The sequence below is a fragment of the Pseudomonas sp. GV085 genome (genome assembly GCF_003050925.1).
Taxonomy (GTDB): domain Bacteria; phylum Pseudomonadota; class Gammaproteobacteria; order Pseudomonadales; family Pseudomonadaceae; genus Aquipseudomonas.
In genome coordinates this window covers 737,724-752,728 of the sequence record NZ_QAOV01000001.1, presented here as the reverse complement: position 1 = coordinate 752,728, position 15,005 = coordinate 737,724, and the positions used below count along the sequence as shown (strand labels likewise).

The 15,005-nt window shown below is 59.7% G+C and carries 13 protein-coding genes; 4 read left to right on the top strand and 9 right to left on the bottom strand.

Annotation, left to right across the window (positions count from 1 at the left end; genetic code table 11):
* The first annotated feature begins 3 nt into the window (after positions 1 to 3).
* From mupP to C8K63_RS03530, 3 genes are all read left to right on the top strand, one after another.
* A complete protein-coding gene (gene mupP / locus C8K63_RS03540; RefSeq protein WP_108215408.1) occupies positions 4 to 675 on the top strand; it encodes an N-acetylmuramic acid 6-phosphate phosphatase MupP in 672 nt (223 codons plus the stop codon).
* Between the two features lie 160 nt (positions 676 to 835).
* Positions 836 to 1,576, top strand: a complete 741-nt coding sequence (locus tag C8K63_RS03535) for a YciK family oxidoreductase (protein ID WP_007999919.1) — start codon at positions 836 to 838, stop codon at positions 1,574 to 1,576.
* A gap of 375 nt (positions 1,577 to 1,951) precedes the next feature.
* Positions 1,952 to 2,878, top strand: a complete 927-nt coding sequence (locus C8K63_RS03530) for a GGDEF domain-containing protein (RefSeq protein ID WP_108215407.1) — start codon at positions 1,952 to 1,954, stop codon at positions 2,876 to 2,878.
* A gap of 136 nt (positions 2,879 to 3,014) precedes the next feature.
* Here C8K63_RS03530 and C8K63_RS03525 read toward each other — a convergent pair whose 3' ends face one another.
* From C8K63_RS03525 to C8K63_RS03495, 7 genes are all read right to left on the bottom strand, one after another.
* Positions 3,015 to 3,776 (bottom strand): iron-containing redox enzyme family protein, encoded by a 762-nt coding sequence (locus C8K63_RS03525; protein ID WP_263292617.1) that lies wholly within the window; start codon positions 3,774 to 3,776, stop codon positions 3,015 to 3,017.
* Between the two features lie 76 nt (positions 3,777 to 3,852).
* A complete protein-coding gene (locus tag C8K63_RS03520) occupies positions 3,853 to 6,312 on the bottom strand; it encodes an EAL domain-containing protein (RefSeq protein ID WP_108215405.1) in 2,460 nt (819 codons plus the stop codon).
* Positions 6,313 to 6,481: 169 nt separating this feature from the next.
* Entirely contained in the window at positions 6,482 to 8,299 is a 1,818-nt protein-coding gene (locus C8K63_RS03515; protein ID WP_108215404.1) for an ABC transporter ATP-binding protein, read from the bottom strand.
* Positions 8,292 to 8,894: a DsbA family protein gene (locus tag C8K63_RS03510; RefSeq protein WP_177413213.1), complete on the bottom strand. Its 603-nt coding sequence runs from the start codon at positions 8,892 to 8,894 to the stop codon at positions 8,292 to 8,294. Before C8K63_RS03510 ends, C8K63_RS03515 begins: the two co-directional genes overlap by 8 nt.
* 36 nt (positions 8,895 to 8,930) lie before the next feature.
* Positions 8,931 to 9,872: a rhodanese-related sulfurtransferase gene (locus tag C8K63_RS03505; RefSeq protein WP_108215402.1), complete on the bottom strand. Its 942-nt coding sequence runs from the start codon at positions 9,870 to 9,872 to the stop codon at positions 8,931 to 8,933.
* Between the two features lie 185 nt (positions 9,873 to 10,057).
* A complete protein-coding gene (locus tag C8K63_RS03500; protein ID WP_108215401.1) occupies positions 10,058 to 10,357 on the bottom strand; it encodes a BolA family transcriptional regulator in 300 nt (99 codons plus the stop codon).
* 12 nt (positions 10,358 to 10,369) lie between these two features.
* Positions 10,370 to 10,894, bottom strand: coding sequence for a DUF2059 domain-containing protein (locus C8K63_RS03495; RefSeq protein ID WP_108215400.1), 525 nt, complete (start codon positions 10,892 to 10,894; stop codon positions 10,370 to 10,372).
* A 191-nt stretch (positions 10,895 to 11,085) separates the two neighbouring features.
* Here C8K63_RS03495 and C8K63_RS03490 point away from each other — a divergent pair, with 191 nt between their 5' ends.
* Entirely contained in the window at positions 11,086 to 12,480 is a 1,395-nt protein-coding gene (locus C8K63_RS03490; protein ID WP_108215399.1) for a class II fumarate hydratase, read from the top strand.
* Between the two features lie 99 nt (positions 12,481 to 12,579).
* On the opposite strand, the gene C8K63_RS03485 is transcribed toward C8K63_RS03490, so the two are convergent.
* The gene (locus C8K63_RS03485) at positions 12,580 to 13,539 is read right to left on the bottom strand and encodes a DMT family transporter (RefSeq protein ID WP_108215398.1); all 960 of its coding nucleotides are present in this window, start codon (positions 13,537 to 13,539) and stop codon (positions 12,580 to 12,582) included.
* 262 nt (positions 13,540 to 13,801) lie between these two features.
* Positions 13,802 to 14,986, bottom strand: coding sequence for a thiolase family protein (locus tag C8K63_RS03480; RefSeq protein WP_108215397.1), 1,185 nt, complete (start codon positions 14,984 to 14,986; stop codon positions 13,802 to 13,804).
* Between the last annotated feature and the right edge of the window lie 19 nt (positions 14,987 to 15,005).

The following is a 15,005-nucleotide window of genomic DNA, read 5'->3' as shown; positions in this document are numbered from 1 at the left end:
CCGATGCCAATCAGAGCAGTTCTTTTCGACATGGACGGCACCCTGCTCGACACCGCGCCGGACTTCATTGCGATCTGCCAGGCGATGCGTGCCGACCGCGGTTTGCCACCCATGAACGACAAGCATATCCGCGACGAGATTTCCGGCGGCGCCCGCGCAATGGTCGCAGTGACCTTCGCCATGGACCCGGAATCGCCGGGGTTCGAAGCGTTGCGCCTGGAGTTCCTGGAGCGCTACCTCGTGGGTTGCGCCGTTCATAGCAAGCTGTTCGACGGCATGGCTCAATTGCTCGCCGACATCGAAAAAGCCAACCTGGTCTGGGGTGTGGTCACCAACAAGCCACTGCGATTCGCCGAGCGGATCATGCAACAGCTGGGGCTGGCCGAGCGATCGGCACTGCTGATCTGCCCCGATCACGTGAAAAACAGCAAACCGGATCCCGAGCCGCTGATTCTGGCCTGCAAGATGCTCGACCTGGACCCGGCCAGCGTGCTGTTCGTAGGTGATGACTTGCGCGACATCGAATCGGGCCGCGATGCCGGCACCAAGACTGCTGCGGTGACCTTCGGCTATATCCACCCGGATGACAACCCGCGGCATTGGGGTGCAGATGTGGTGGTCGATCATCCGCTGGAGTTGCGCAAGGTGCTCGATAGCGCGCTGTGCAACTGCTAAGTCGAATCGCTTTTTTGTAGGAGGTAGGAGCGAGCTTGCTCGCGATGGTCGTCAACGATTACGCGCAAAGTCTGACACCCAGCGGCGTTCTCAGGTTTTTCGCGAGCAAGCTCGCTCCTACAAGGGCAGCGCCTGTCTTCTGATTTGTTGAGGTTTTTTTATGTTTGATTATTCCGCCCGCCCCGAACTGCTCAAGGATCGGGTCATTCTGGTCACCGGTGCAGGACGTGGTATTGGCGCCGCAGCGGCAAAAACCTACGCGGCCCACGGCGCAACCGTGCTGCTGCTGGGCAAGACCGAAGCTAATCTGACCCAGGTCTACGACGAAATCGAAGCCGCCGGCCATCCACAACCGGCAGTCATCCCCTTCAACCTCGAAACCGCCCTGCCCCATCAATACGATGAGCTAGCGGCGATGATCGAAAGCGAATTCGGGCATCTCGACGGCCTGCTGCACAATGCTTCGATCATCGGCCCGCGCACGCCGATCGAGCAGTTGTCCGGCGAAAACTTCATGCGGGTCATGCAAGTCAACGTCAATGCCATGTTCATGCTCACCAGCACTCTGCTGCCGCTGCTCAAGCTGTCGCAAGATGCTTCGGTGGTGTTCACGTCCAGCAGCGTCGGCCGCAAGGGACGTGCGTACTGGGGCGCTTACGGCGTCTCAAAATTCGCCACTGAAGGCCTGATGCAAACCCTGGCCGACGAAGTCGATACCGTGGCCCCGGTACGCTCCAACAGCATCAACCCGGGCGCTACCCGCACCAGCATGCGCGCCCAGGCTTACCCGGGCGAAAATCCGCTGAACAACCCGACGCCCGAGGAGATCATGCCGGTCTACCTTTACCTGATGGGCCCGGACAGCACCGGTATCAACGGCCAGGCGTTCAACGCCCAGTAGCGACCGTACGTCGCTTTTAAGTGCCGCGCCAGCTTACTGTCGCGGCACTCGAAGGCTCCCGGACTCGAGCCAGGCACCTGTCAAACAAACGTCACACGCGGTGCTACACAGGCAACAAAAAAACAACAATCCGTTGATTTAGCACAGCTTTTACTCAGATGAACCAAATGGCACGACTTTCGCTCCAAGTTTGCTCAGACACGAAACGTGAAAGCAGTCGGGACGAAGCTTGAGTGCGGCGATTACTTATCTCCTACAAAGCAGATTAAACTTGTACGAAATGTCCTACGGGACTGACGGACCAGTACGACGCGCAGCCTAAGCCGCTCTCACCCTGCTTGTAAGACAGCCTTACCGCTTAGGGGCGCACACCTTATGAAACCACCTTCCCAGACCAACGCAATTGACTTCGATAGCGCCAAATTGCAGCGCCTGGGCTTTGGTCAGCAGCCGCCTCCTCTGACAAGGCCTGTCAGTCTTGCGCAATTGCGCCAGCAACTGAGCCTGCAGCTGCAAACCAGTCTGGAACCGCAACGCATTCTTGGGACGTTCTATCGCGAGATTCAGCGATTGGTGCCGCTGGACGCTTTGTGCTACCTGCACAAGAGCAGTGACTTGCGTCTGGAGTTCGGCCAACGCGGCCACCATTCCATCAGTTACAGCCTCAGCCACGAAGGCGAACACCTGGGTGAGCTGATTTTCCGCCGCAATCAGCGTTTCAGCGAACAGGAACAGGGCAATCTCGAATCACTGCTGGCCGCGCTGCTTTTCCCGATGCGCAACGCGCTGCTTTACCGTACCGCCACCCAATGCGCACTGCGCGACCCGCTGACGGGCACCGGCAACCGAATCGCCATGGACCAGACGTTGCAAAGGGAAATCGAGCTATCCAGGCGCCATCTGCAACCGTTATCGGTGTTGATGCTGGACATCGATCATTTCAAGCAGGTCAATGACACCCACGGCCACAGCACAGGCGATGACGTGCTCAAGGCGGTCGCTGCCTCGATCAAAAACCAGCTGCGCAACGTGGACATGGTGTTTCGCTATGGCGGTGAAGAGTTCCTGATCCTGCTGTCGAACACCAGCCGTGAGGCGGCGGCCATGGTCGGCGAGCGGCTGCGTTTTGCAGTGCAGTCGCAAGAGTACCTGGCCGATAGTCATATGATCGTACTGACAGTCAGCCTCGGCTGTTCGACACTGTTACCCGGCGAGTCTGCCGAAAGCCTGTTGCGACGGGCAGACAGCGCATTGTATGTAGCCAAGCGCGAAGGTCGTAACCGACTGAAGATGGCGGGCTGAGTCATTAGCCGCGACACAAGACAATGTGGGAGCGAGCCTGCTCGCGAATGGGATCTGACCTTCAACGATGATGTTGACTGACAGTCCGAATTCGCGAGCAGGCTCGCTCCCACAGTTTTTTCAAGCAGCGATTGAATCAGCCTTCAGCCAGTGCCATCCGCTCACGCGCGACCGGCGCTCTTTCTGCGTGCTCCAACTGCATGCAACGTTCGAGAAACAGGTACATGTAGTCGTAGCTCTTGCACACAGCCTGGCGCAACTCCACCTGCAGGGACTTGCTCGGGTTGGTGCCTGCCAATGTGCAGATGATTTCCAGGGCTTCCCAAGGATGGGCATCGTCGTACTGGGCATGCATCTTCAGCCACTTCATCGCCCGCTTGCGATCCTCCTCGGGGAACGAGGTGGCGTAGATGCCGTTGGAACAGACTACCGCCGACCATTCCCCGGTCGCCCCTTCGATGGCGTAGTTGGTGGCGGCAATCGCAACGATCAGCGAGTCGGCTGAACTGGTATGCCAGCACCAATGACTCAAGGCATGAAGCTCCGGTGCAACCTGCTGCGCCTGAAGGTCTTCCAGGCTGACACCGTGCGCGCGGCTCCAGTGCACCCAGTAATCGGCGTGGTTCAATTCGACGCGGATATTACGCATCAGCCAGCGACGGGCCATGTCTTCGCCGGGATGACGGGCAAAGCGTGTCTTGGTGAGGTTTTGTGCCATATACAACGCGAACTGTTCGACCACCGGCCAGCCACCGATCAGGTATTGGCGCATGGTCTTTGCACTGAGTTTGTTGTCTCGCATGCGTTGGTACAGTTCGTGTTCGACAACCCGGCGCTTGCTCTCGCTGCAATCCTGGATCAGGCGTTGAGCCCAGGCAGGGTAACTTGCAGCTTCCATGAGCGGTCCGGTTCGGTTGAATGTGTCGATCACTGTCGAGCTCCTTTTGATTGTGATTGTAAGACCGGCAGGAGTTTCAACGGAACGTGCCAGGGGCCTTGAACAACAGCGGCTGAGGCCTGGCGGGACGACTTAGCAGGCTATCAAAGGTAAACAAATGCGGGCGTTCAATCACATACCCTTGAGCGTAATCCACCCCAATCTCCAGCAATGCCTGCTCGATCTGGGGCGTTTCGACAAACTCGGCAATCGTGCGCTTACCCATGACATGACCGATGTGATTGATCACTTCGACCATGGCGCGGTTGATCGGGTCGTCCAGCATATCCTTTACGAAACTCCCATCGATCTTCAGGAAGTCTACAGGCAAATGTTTCAGGTACGCGAATGAGGACATTCCGGCACAAAAATCATCCAGTGAAAAATAGCATCCTAAGCCTTTGAGTTCATTAATGAATCGAATGGCGCTGCCAAGATTTGAAATAGCACTGGTTTCAGTAATTTCAAAACAAATCATTTCAGGCGGAATCGAATACGTCACAAACTGTTCGCGCAGGAAGTCCAGGAACGCCTCATCCCCGATCGTCGTGCCTGACAGATTGATCGCACACATGGCCAGCGGCCCACGGTGTGGCTCGGCCCGGCATTGGGCAATGATCTTGAACACATTCTGCACAACCCAACGATCCAGCGAACTCATCAGGCCATAGCGTTCAGCTGCCGGAATGAAGCTGTCGGGCAAGATCATCCGCCCGGCTTCGTCATGCAATCGCAGCAGAATCTCAATGTGCCCGCCGCCCCGTTCGACATGACCCAAGGGGGCAATTTCCTGGGCGTACAGGCAGAAGCGGTCCTCCTCCAGCGCCATGTGCAAACGCTGCACCCAGGCCATTTCACCGAAGCGCAGGGACAATTCCGAGTCATCCGGATGATAGACCTGGACCCGGTTCCGGCCCTTTTCCTTGGCCATGTAGCACGCCATGTCGGCAGCACGCAGCGAGGCTTCGAGCGTCGTCGGATTCTGCGCAACATGGACCAGCCCGATACTGACAGTGGTCACGAAAGGCCGGCCCTTCCAGACAAAATGCAGATTCTGCACCGTCTGACGCAGGCTCTCGGCAATTTTCTCCGCCGCTTCCAGTGCGCAGTTTTCCAGCAGGATACCGAACTCGTCGCCGCCAAGGCGCGCCAGGGTATCGCCTTCGCGCAACCCGGATTGCAACAAGGCACAGATATGCCGCAACAGTTCGTCGCCCGCCGCGTGACCGCAGGTATCGTTGACCAGCTTGAACTGATCCAGATCGAGGAACATCAGGGCATGGCGACCCGAATGGCGGGTCAGGTTGTGCAGCGCCTGTTCCAGGCGATATTCGAATTCGCGGCGGTTGGCAAGCCCGGTCAAGGCGTCGTGGGTCGCCTGCCACGACAGATTGGCGATGTATTGCCGCTCCTGGGTCATGTCATGCAGCACCAGCACCGTTCCGCTGACTTTGCCGGCATTGCGGATCGGCGCCCCCACCAGCGTGACCGACACCGTGCTGCCGTCCAGGCGTTGAATCAACTTGGAGTGCTCACTGCCGCCACTGAGTTGGCCGCTCAGAATATGCTCGATCAGGGTGAAACCGTCGGTCTGTGCATTTTCATCCAGCAGGTTGAACAGCGCCGCCAGCGGCAACCCTGTCGCCTGCTCGGCCTTCCAGTGGGTCAATGCCTCGGCCGCCGGATTCATGTAGGCAATCGCACCGGAAACATCCGTGGTGATCACGCCGTCGCCAATCGATTGCAGAGTGATCTGCGCCCGCTCTTTCTCCAGTTGCAGCGCATCGGCGAAGGCATGGCGCTGTTTGAGCAGTTTATGGGTACGCATCAAGGCCAATACAATCAAGCCCAGGGCGGTGGCAAGGTTGATCACCAGCAACAGTCGCAGGATCATCCGCGAGCCTTCGCCCAAGGCATCGCTGAAGGCCTTCGCCGCCGGTGTCACACTTTCGTTGATGACGAAAATCTGATCCTTCCAGCGTTTGATATCGGCATCGGTGGCCTGTCTGGTGGTGATGCGCTGATGCATCTCCCGCGCAATGGCATCGAGTTGCACCAGATACGCGTCGCCCACCATCCAAAGGTCGATGGCTTTCTCGTGGTAACTGAAGTGCCGGAAATTCAGGTACAGCCAGATCACACTGGTGATGTCATCCGGATGGTTGCCGCCCTTGAGGATCGCCACACGTGCCGCCTCGATGTTCGGCGGCCGATGATCCAGCGCCACACGCAATTCATGCCCACCCTGAGGCACGGAAATGGCGTTCTGGTATTTATGAAAAATCGCTTCGTCGCCGTTGTCGGCGTAGAGATTGAGGTAGTAGATGGCGTCTTTCTGGCCCTTGGACCACAGGCTCTCACCGGCGACATAACCGCGAACAGCCGACAGTACATAAAGGCTGACACCGCCCAAGAGGGCCTGAAACACCACAACGGCGATAAATGGCCAGACGATGCCCAACAGCCGTGGCGTTCCGAGAGTCCGCTTTTGATTCATGAGGTCCCTTGTATTAGCACTGCTTGCTCGTCTTCCGGACGAAATCGCTACAGCTAGACTAGGTTGCGATCCCGGTCCCGGCAAGCGACAAGCTTTGCCTGGGGGGAACATCGCGGCCGCTGTATTCGGTCGCGATCATGTTTTTTTATCGTAGTGAATCGGCGGCTCGCTACAACTGCTGCAAATGCCCATACAGCTTGGCGTATAACCCACCATCGGCAATCAACTGCTGATGGTCGCCATCCTCGGCAACCTGCCCACCATCGAACACCAGCACCCGGTCGGCCTGCTTCACGGCCGACAACCGGTGCGCAATGATCAACGTGGTGCGGTTGCTCAGGAACCGCGCCAGTGCCTGGTGCAGGTTGTATTCGGTGGCGGCATCGAGCGCGGAGGTGGCTTCGTCGAGGATCACCACCTTGGGCTCGGCCAGGACCATCCGGGCGATGGCCAGGCGTTGGCGCTGCCCGCCGGACAAACGCACGCCGGAGCGACCGACGATGCTGTCCAGGCCATTGGGCAAATCCCGGACCGTAGCGTGCAACTGGGCGATTTCCAGTGCCTGCCAGCAGGCCTCGTCACTGCGTTCGCGGCCCATGGTCAGGTTGGCGCGGATGGTGTCGTTGAACAGCGCCGGATGTTGCAGGACCACGGCAACATTTTCCCGCACGGTTTCCAGGCCGATCTCTTGCTGGGTTGAACCACCGAAGCGAATGGTGCCGGCCAACGGCGTATACAAGCCCAGCAGCAGTTGCACCAGCGTGCTCTTGCCACCGCCACTGGCACCGACGATCGCGACCTTTTCGCCGGGGGCGATGGACAGGTTCATCCGGTTCAACACCAGTTCATCACCGTAGCCGAAACTCAACCCCTGTACTTCCAGCCCGACCGTCTCGCGACCACTGAACGGGTCGACTCCACCCGAGTACTCGGGCTCATCGTCACGGGACAGCAGTTCGTTGATCCGCGACAGCGCACCATCGGCTGCGTAGTAGGCATATTGCAGGTTCAGCAGTTGTTCCACCGGACCGATCATGAACCACAGGTAGCTGAACACCGCGAGCATCTGGCCGATTGAAAGGTCGGAAAACAGTACGGTAAGCATCGCCGCGGCACGGAAAATATCGATGCCGAACTGGAACAGCAAGCCGCTGGCGCGGTTCGACGCATCGGTTTTCCATTGCGAGTTCACCGCATAGTCGCGCACGTCCCGGGCGCGCTGCCCCAAGCGACCAAGGAAAAACCCCTGGCGGTTACCGGCGCGAACTTCCTGGATCGCATCCAGCGTTTCGGTCAGCGCCTGGGTGAAGCGCGAAGTGCTGTCGTTCTCGAGTTTCTTCAGGTGTTTGACCCGCTTGCCCAACTGCACCGTGGCGTAGATCACCAGGGGGTTGAACAGCAGGATCAGCAGCGCGAGTTTCCAGTGCATCCACATCAGGATGGAGGCGGTGCCCACCAGGGTCAGCATGGCCACGAGGAAACGGCTGAGGGTTTCACCGACGAACTTGTCCAGGGTGTCCAGGTCGGTGACCAGATGCGTGGTCACCGAGCCGCTGCCCAGGCTTTCGTATTCACCCAGCGAGATACGCTTGAGCCGTTCGATCAGGCGTATGCGAATGCGATAGACGATGTCCTTGGCCAGTCCGGCGAACAATTTCGCCTGCACTACGTTGAACATCAACGCCGCGCAGCGCAGGGTCAGAGTCACCAGCAGCATCAGGCCGATGTAGCCCGTGGCTTTCTGCCAGCCTTCAGGCAGCGCGAGGTTCATGATCTTCAGCGCCGCATCACCGTGCCCCAGCAACACCTCGTCCACCAGCAATGGCAGGAGCAAGGGAATCGGCACGCTGCACAAGGTCGCCAGCACGGCCACGCCGTTGGCGATCCACAGGGATTTCTTGTGATGCAGGGCCAGGCGACGGATTTCCGCCCAGCTCAGACGGTCGACACGTTTAGCGGGTGCAACATCATCGGGCAGGTCATGCACAGGCAGCACGCTCCAGCCAGCGGCCGAGCAGCGCAGACAACTCGCTCAATGGCTGATAGCCGTTGGTCAACAGCGCCAGTTGGCCGTTACGCTCAGCCAGCAGGGTGGGGAAACCGGCAATGCCCAGGTCCTGGACCCAGGTGAAATCAGCTGCCGTCGCGGTGTGCATATCGGCGCGGTCAAACGCGGCGGCGAATTCGATGCGCGGCAGACCGGCCTGTTCGGCCAGTTCCACCAGAACGCTGGCGCGGGTGACGTCGCGTCCTTCGGCATAAAATGCGTGCTGAATCAGCCCGAGCAGTTTCCAGGCACAATCCGGCGCCAGTGTGCGCGCCGTCACCAGTGCCCGGCAGGCAGGCTCGGTATCGTAGACAAAGCCATCGGGTAATGCGCCTTCAAGCTTGAAGGGCTGGCCGGTGGCCTCGGTGACCGCCTGCCAGTGCTCAAGGATATAGCGCCGGGTACTCGGCTCCAGCGCGGCACCACTGCCAGTGCGCAGACCGCCCACAATCAGGTGCACGTCCACGCCTGCGGCTTGCGCCTGCTCGACCAGTGCGTTGGCCACCGGGGCAAACCCCCAGCACCAGGAACACATCGGGTCCATCACATAGAGCAGGCGCGCAGACATGGTTCAGGCCTCGGAAGATGCTTGCTTGTAGTTGTAGCCGATCGGGTGAGGCTGGTTTCGAGCCTTGGCCAGCTCGATCTGCTTCTGCCGGTCGATCGCACTGCGACGGGTCTTCTCACTCAGCTTATCCCAGCAATGCGGGCAGCTGATGCCGGCCACGTAATGCTCGGACGCGCGGTCTTCCACGCTGACCGGCGTGCGGCAGGCATGACATTGATCGTAGTCGCCTTCGCTGAGGTCGTGACGAACGGTCACGCGGTTGTCGAACACGAAGCAGTCGCCCTGCCACTTGGTTTCTTCCTGCGGCACCTCTTCGAGGTACTTCAGGATGCCGCCCTTGAGGTGAAAGACCTCACCGTAGCCCTCGCTGAGCATGTAGCTCGAGGCCTTCTCGCAGCGGATGCCGCCGGTGCAGAACATCGCGACCTTCTTGTGCACGGCCGGGTCGAAGTTGGCTTTGATGTAATCGGGAAATTCGCGAAAACTGGTGGTTTTCGGGTCGATGGCGCCTTCGAAGGTACCGATCGAGACTTCGTAATCGTTACGGGTGTCGATCAACAGCACTTCGGGATCGCTGATCAGCGCGTTCCAGTCCTGCGGATCGACGTAGGTGCCGACCTTTTTGTTCGGGTCCACGCCATCCACGCCGAGGGTGACGATTTCTTTCTTGAGTTTGACTTTGGTGCGATAGAACGGCTGATCGTCGCAGTACGACTCTTTGTGATCGATGTCGTCCATTCGCGGGTCGTTCTTGAGCCAGGCCATCAGCCCGTCGATGCCTTCGCGGCTGCCGGACACGGTGCCGTTGATGCCTTCTTCGGCGATCAGCAGCGTGCCTTTGATGCCGTTGTCGACCATCGCCTGCAGCAGGGGCTCGCGCAGGGCGACGTAATCTTCCAGGGTGACGAACTTATACAGTGCCGCCACGACAATCTGTTGTGTCATGGGTAAATCTCCAGGTGGCTACCCTCGTAAGGGGTGAACCGGATGCGAAAAAAAACGCGCCGAGGGAGCGGCGCGTTGCGTAGTCTAACAAATATTTGTAGGAGCTGGCTTGTCGGGTCGCCGCATCGCAGCGAAGGCGTCCTCGAGATCGCTTTCGCTGGCAAGCCAGCTCCTACAGGGCAGCGTTAGTGCTTGCTGCCGCCGGCACAGGTCGGCGAGGCCGGGGCCGCGTCGATCTGTGCCCATTCGTCTGGCGTGTAGGTATGCAGCGCCAACGCATGGAACTCGCCCATCAGCTCGCCGAGCGTGCCGTAGACCTTCTGGTGGCGCTTGACCCGGTTCAGGCCTTCGAACTGCGCGCTGACCACCACAGCCTTGAAATGGGTCGAAAGCCCACGGCTGTGCATATGGCTCTCATCCAGCACTTGCAGATGCTCGGGCTGAAGCAGGGCCAGTGTCGATTCGATGCGTTGTTGCATGGTCATACCGAACTCCGCTTAAGGCTTTTTCTTGGCTGGCGCAGCCGCGTCTTTCGGCGTCAGTTCGGCGGTCATGTCAGCCAACAGCTTGTTGACCACCGGCACCGCGCTTTCCAGCTTGGCCTGGGTCATCTGGGCCGATTGCTGGGTCAGCTGGGGCATTTTTTCCAGGACTTTCTTGCCCAGTGGCGACTGGTAGAACGCAACCAGGTCCTTGAGCTCGGACTCGGTGAAGTTGGTGGTGTAGAGCTTGATCATGTCCGGCTTGAGCTTGTTCCAGCCAATGGCCTGGTCCAGAGCGGCGTTGGCCTTGGCCTGGTAAGTTTCCAGCACGGCTTTTTTCGACTCAGGGGCTTTGGTCTGTTCGAAACGCTGGGCAAACATCTGCTGTACTTGCATGTACACCGGGGTGCCCAGTTTGTCAGCGTGCGCCATGGTCAGGAAAGCCTCGGCACTGGCGTTATGGCTGGCGGTGTCGGCAAGAACCTGGCCGCTGGCGCAGACCAAAGCAACGGCGGTACAGATGGCACGAAGACGAGTCATCGAGTTTCCTTATCTAGCTGGCGAGGTAAGACCCCAAGGGCGTCCATTCTGCGCCTAAAAAAGTCTGTCGCTCAACCCCAAGCCTTGTCGCACCTGATTTAGAGGGGTTGAATGGTCAAATTCAGACTAATGGAACCACGGCCGTCGATCACGGCCTAAACTGCGCAATCGGACCTACAGGAGTGAGCAAGATGAGCCGTATCGAAACCGACAGCCTCGGCGAGGTTGAAGTCCCGGATGAAGCCTACTGGGGCGCTCAGACGCAACGCTCGCTGATCAACTTCGCCATTGGCAACGAACGCATGCCGCTGGCGGTGTTGCATGCCCTGGCGCTGATCAAGAAAGCCGCGGCACGGGTCAACGATCGCAACGGCGACGTGCCCGCCGACATCGCCCGCCTGATCGAGCAGGCAGCCGACGAAGTGCTCGGCGGCGACCACGACGACCAGTTTCCGCTGGTGGTATGGCAAACCGGCAGTGGCACCCAGAGCAACATGAACGTCAACGAAGTCATCGCCGGTCGCGCCAACGAGCTGGCGGGCAACCCGCGCGGCGGCAAGTCCCCGGTGCACCCCAACGATCACGTCAATCGCTCCCAGAGTTCCAACGACTGCTTCCCCACTGCCATGCACATCGCCGCCGTCCAGGCGGTGCAACAGCACTTGCTGCCGGCGATCAGCGAACTGTCCGGCGGGCTGGCCGAGCTGTCCGCCCGCCATATGAAACTGGTCAAGACCGGCCGCACCCACATGATGGATGCGACTCCGATCAGCTTCGGTCAGGAAATCTCGGCGTTCATCGCGCAACTCGATTACGCCGAGCGGGCGATCCGCAGCGCACTGCCCGCGGTCTGCGAGCTGGCCCAGGGCGGAACGGCCGTCGGCACCGGGCTCAATTCACCCCACGGCTTCGGTGAGGCCATCGCCGCAGAATTGGCCGCCCTCTCCGGCTTGCCGTTTATCACCGCACCGAACAAGTTCGCCGCACTGGCCGGCCATGAGCCGCTGACCACGCTGTCGGGCGCGCTGAAAACCCTCGCCGTGACCCTGATGAAGATCGCCAACGATCTGCGCCTGCTGGGTTCCGGTCCGCGCGCCGGCTTCGCCGAAGTCAGGCTGCCGGCCAATGAACCGGGTAGTTCGATCATGCCGGGCAAGGTCAACCCGACCCAGTGCGAAGCCTTGTCGATGCTGGCCTGCCAGGTGTTGGGCAACGACGTCGCCATCGGCTTTGCCGCCAGTCAGGGCCACTTGCAGCTGAACGTGTTCAAACCGGTGATCATCCATAACCTGCTGCAATCGATCCGTTTGCTGGGTGATGGCTGCAGCAACTTCCAGCAGCACTGCGTGGCCGGTCTGGAGCCTGATGCGCAAAAGATGGCTGAACACCTGGAGCGAGGCCTGATGCTGGTGACGGCGCTCAACCCGCACATTGGCTATGACAAATCGGCGCAGATCGCCAAGAAGGCCTACAGCGAAGGGCTGACCTTGCGCGAGGCGGCGTTGCAGCTCGGGTATCTGACTGACGAAGAGTTCGATGCGTGGGTGAGGCCGGAGAACATGCTGGAGGCTGGGGCCAAGGGCTGAGTTTTGCGGTGATTGAAAGTCCGTCTTCGCGAGCAGGCTCGCTCCCACACTGGATCTCTGTGGGAGCGAGCCTGCTCGCGAAGGGCGCGATGAAGATTTTCAGCCAACGACCATTTTGGCTTTTCTGGCCTTCAACCCGGCAATCAACGAAGGCCCCAACGCCACCAGCGCCGACCCCAGCACCACCAGCACCGCGCCGCCATATCCCAGACCATTGATCGTCTCGGCATGCACGTAGTCGGGCCACAGCCACGCAGCCATGGCAACCGCCACAAAGGTCACCAGCGGCGTGATGGCCAGCGTCGCGCTGACCCGGGAGGCTTCCCAATGGGCCAGGGCCTCGGCAAACGCGCCATAGGCAATCAGGGTGTTGAGGCAGCACGCCAGCAGCAACCAACCCTGCAACGGGTTCAATTGCAACGCTTCGAGCGGATGCACCCACGGCGTCAACAGCAGCGCGCAAAACAGGTAGATCACCATCATCACCTGCAACGAATTCCACACCGTCAGCAATTGCTTCTGCCCCAGGGCATAGAAGGTCCAGACCGTGGACGCCAACAGCACCAACAGCACGCCGGCGGTGTAGTCGGTCAGCGACGTGAGCAATTCACTCAAGCGCTGGTTGAAAAACAGCGCAAAACCGATCAGCAGCACCAGCAGGCCAATCCCCTGCCCCAGGCTGAAACGCTCCTTGAACACAAACAGACTGGCGATCAGCAGCATGATCGGCCCCATCTGCACCACCAGTTGCGCCGTGCCGGGGCTGAGCAGGTTCAGGCCCATCAGATACAGCACATAGTTACCGACCAGGCCGAGCACCGCCATCAGTACCAGCCAGCCACCGCGAGGACCGAGCACTTCGCGGCTGGGCAGACGCCTGGTGGCCGCCAGATAAATGAACAGGCAGCCGCCAGACACCAACAGGCGAAACCAGGTCACCGTCACCGGGTCCATCACCAGCAGCACTTGCTTGAGCTTGATCGGCAGGATTCCCCACAACAACGCGGTCAACAAGGCCAGGAACAGACCGTAACCCCAGCGACCCGATGAAATGTGCATGTGAACCCCAACGCCAACTGACAGGAGTCGCCATTCTAGGCCCGCAGCGGTGGCGTACACAGGCACAGTTTGGGTCTGGCCGCGAATGAAACTGTGCGGGTCGTAATGTTTGGGGGATGTTTTTGACCGCGGCGCGCCCATCGCGAGCAGGCTCGCTCCCACAGGTTTTGTGGCGTACACAACATTTGTGATCGCAGCTGAACACTGTGGGAGCGAGCCTGCTCGCGATGGCTATCTAACTGACAACGAAAAATATCGAGGCTTAACGCACCGCCTCAAACAACCCCGTAGCCCCCATCCCGCCCCCCACGCACATGGTGACGATGCCGTAACGCAGACTGCGTCGCTGCAATTCACGAACCAGATGCCCGACCTGACGCGAACCGGTCATGCCGAACGGGTGACCGATGGAAATCGAGCCACCATTGACGTTGTACCGGGCATTGTCGATTTCCAGTCGGTTGCGGCTGTACAGGCACTGCGAGGCGAAGGCTTCGTTGAGTTCCCACAGGTCGATGTCGTCAATCCGCAAACCTTTGGCCTTAAGCAGTTTCGGTACCGAAAACACCGGGCCGATGCCCATCTCGTCCGGTGCGCAACCGGCCACGGTAAAACCGCGGAAGAACGCTTTCGGCTTGAGCCTCAGTTCCAGCGCTTTTTCCAGGCTCATTACCAGGGTCATTGACGCGCCGTCAGACAGTTGCGACGAGTTGCCGGCCGTGACCGAGCCATCTTCGGCGAACACCGGTTTCAACCCGGACAGACTTTCCAGGGTGGTGTCCGGGCGGTTGCAGTCATCACGATCAACGACACCGTCGACGATCTGCACCTGACCGGTGCTTTTGTCTTCGACGCGATACTTCACCGCCATCGGCACGATTTCATCAGAGAACAGCCCGGCGGCTTGCGCCTCTGCGGTACGCTGCTGGCTTTGCAGCGCATACAGGTCCTGCTCTTCACGGCTGACGCTGTACCGACGCGCGACAATTTCAGCGGTCTGGCCCATCGGGAAGTAGATGCCCGGCACCTGCTCCTTGAGCAGCGGGTTGATCAGGTTGTCGGTGTTGACGCTCTTCATGGTCAGGCTGATGGACTCGACACCGCCAGCGACGATGATGTCGCTGCAACCCGAAGCGATCTGGTTGGCGGCAATGGCGATCGCCTGCAAGCCCGAGGAACAGAAGCGGTTGAGGGTCATGCCGGCCGTGCCGATGCCCAGGCGCGACAGCACCGCGACATTGCGACCGATATTGAAACCCTGGGCGCCTTCGTTGGAACCGGCGCCAACGATGCAGTCCTCGACGCTCGCCGGATCGATACCGGAACGCGCCAACAGTGCATCGACACAGTGTGCCGCCATGTCGTCCGGGCGGGTCATGTTGAATTTACCGCGAAAGGATTTGGCCAGGCCGGTCCGCACGCTGTCGACGATCACCACTTCACGCATGACATACCTCGTTGTTGTT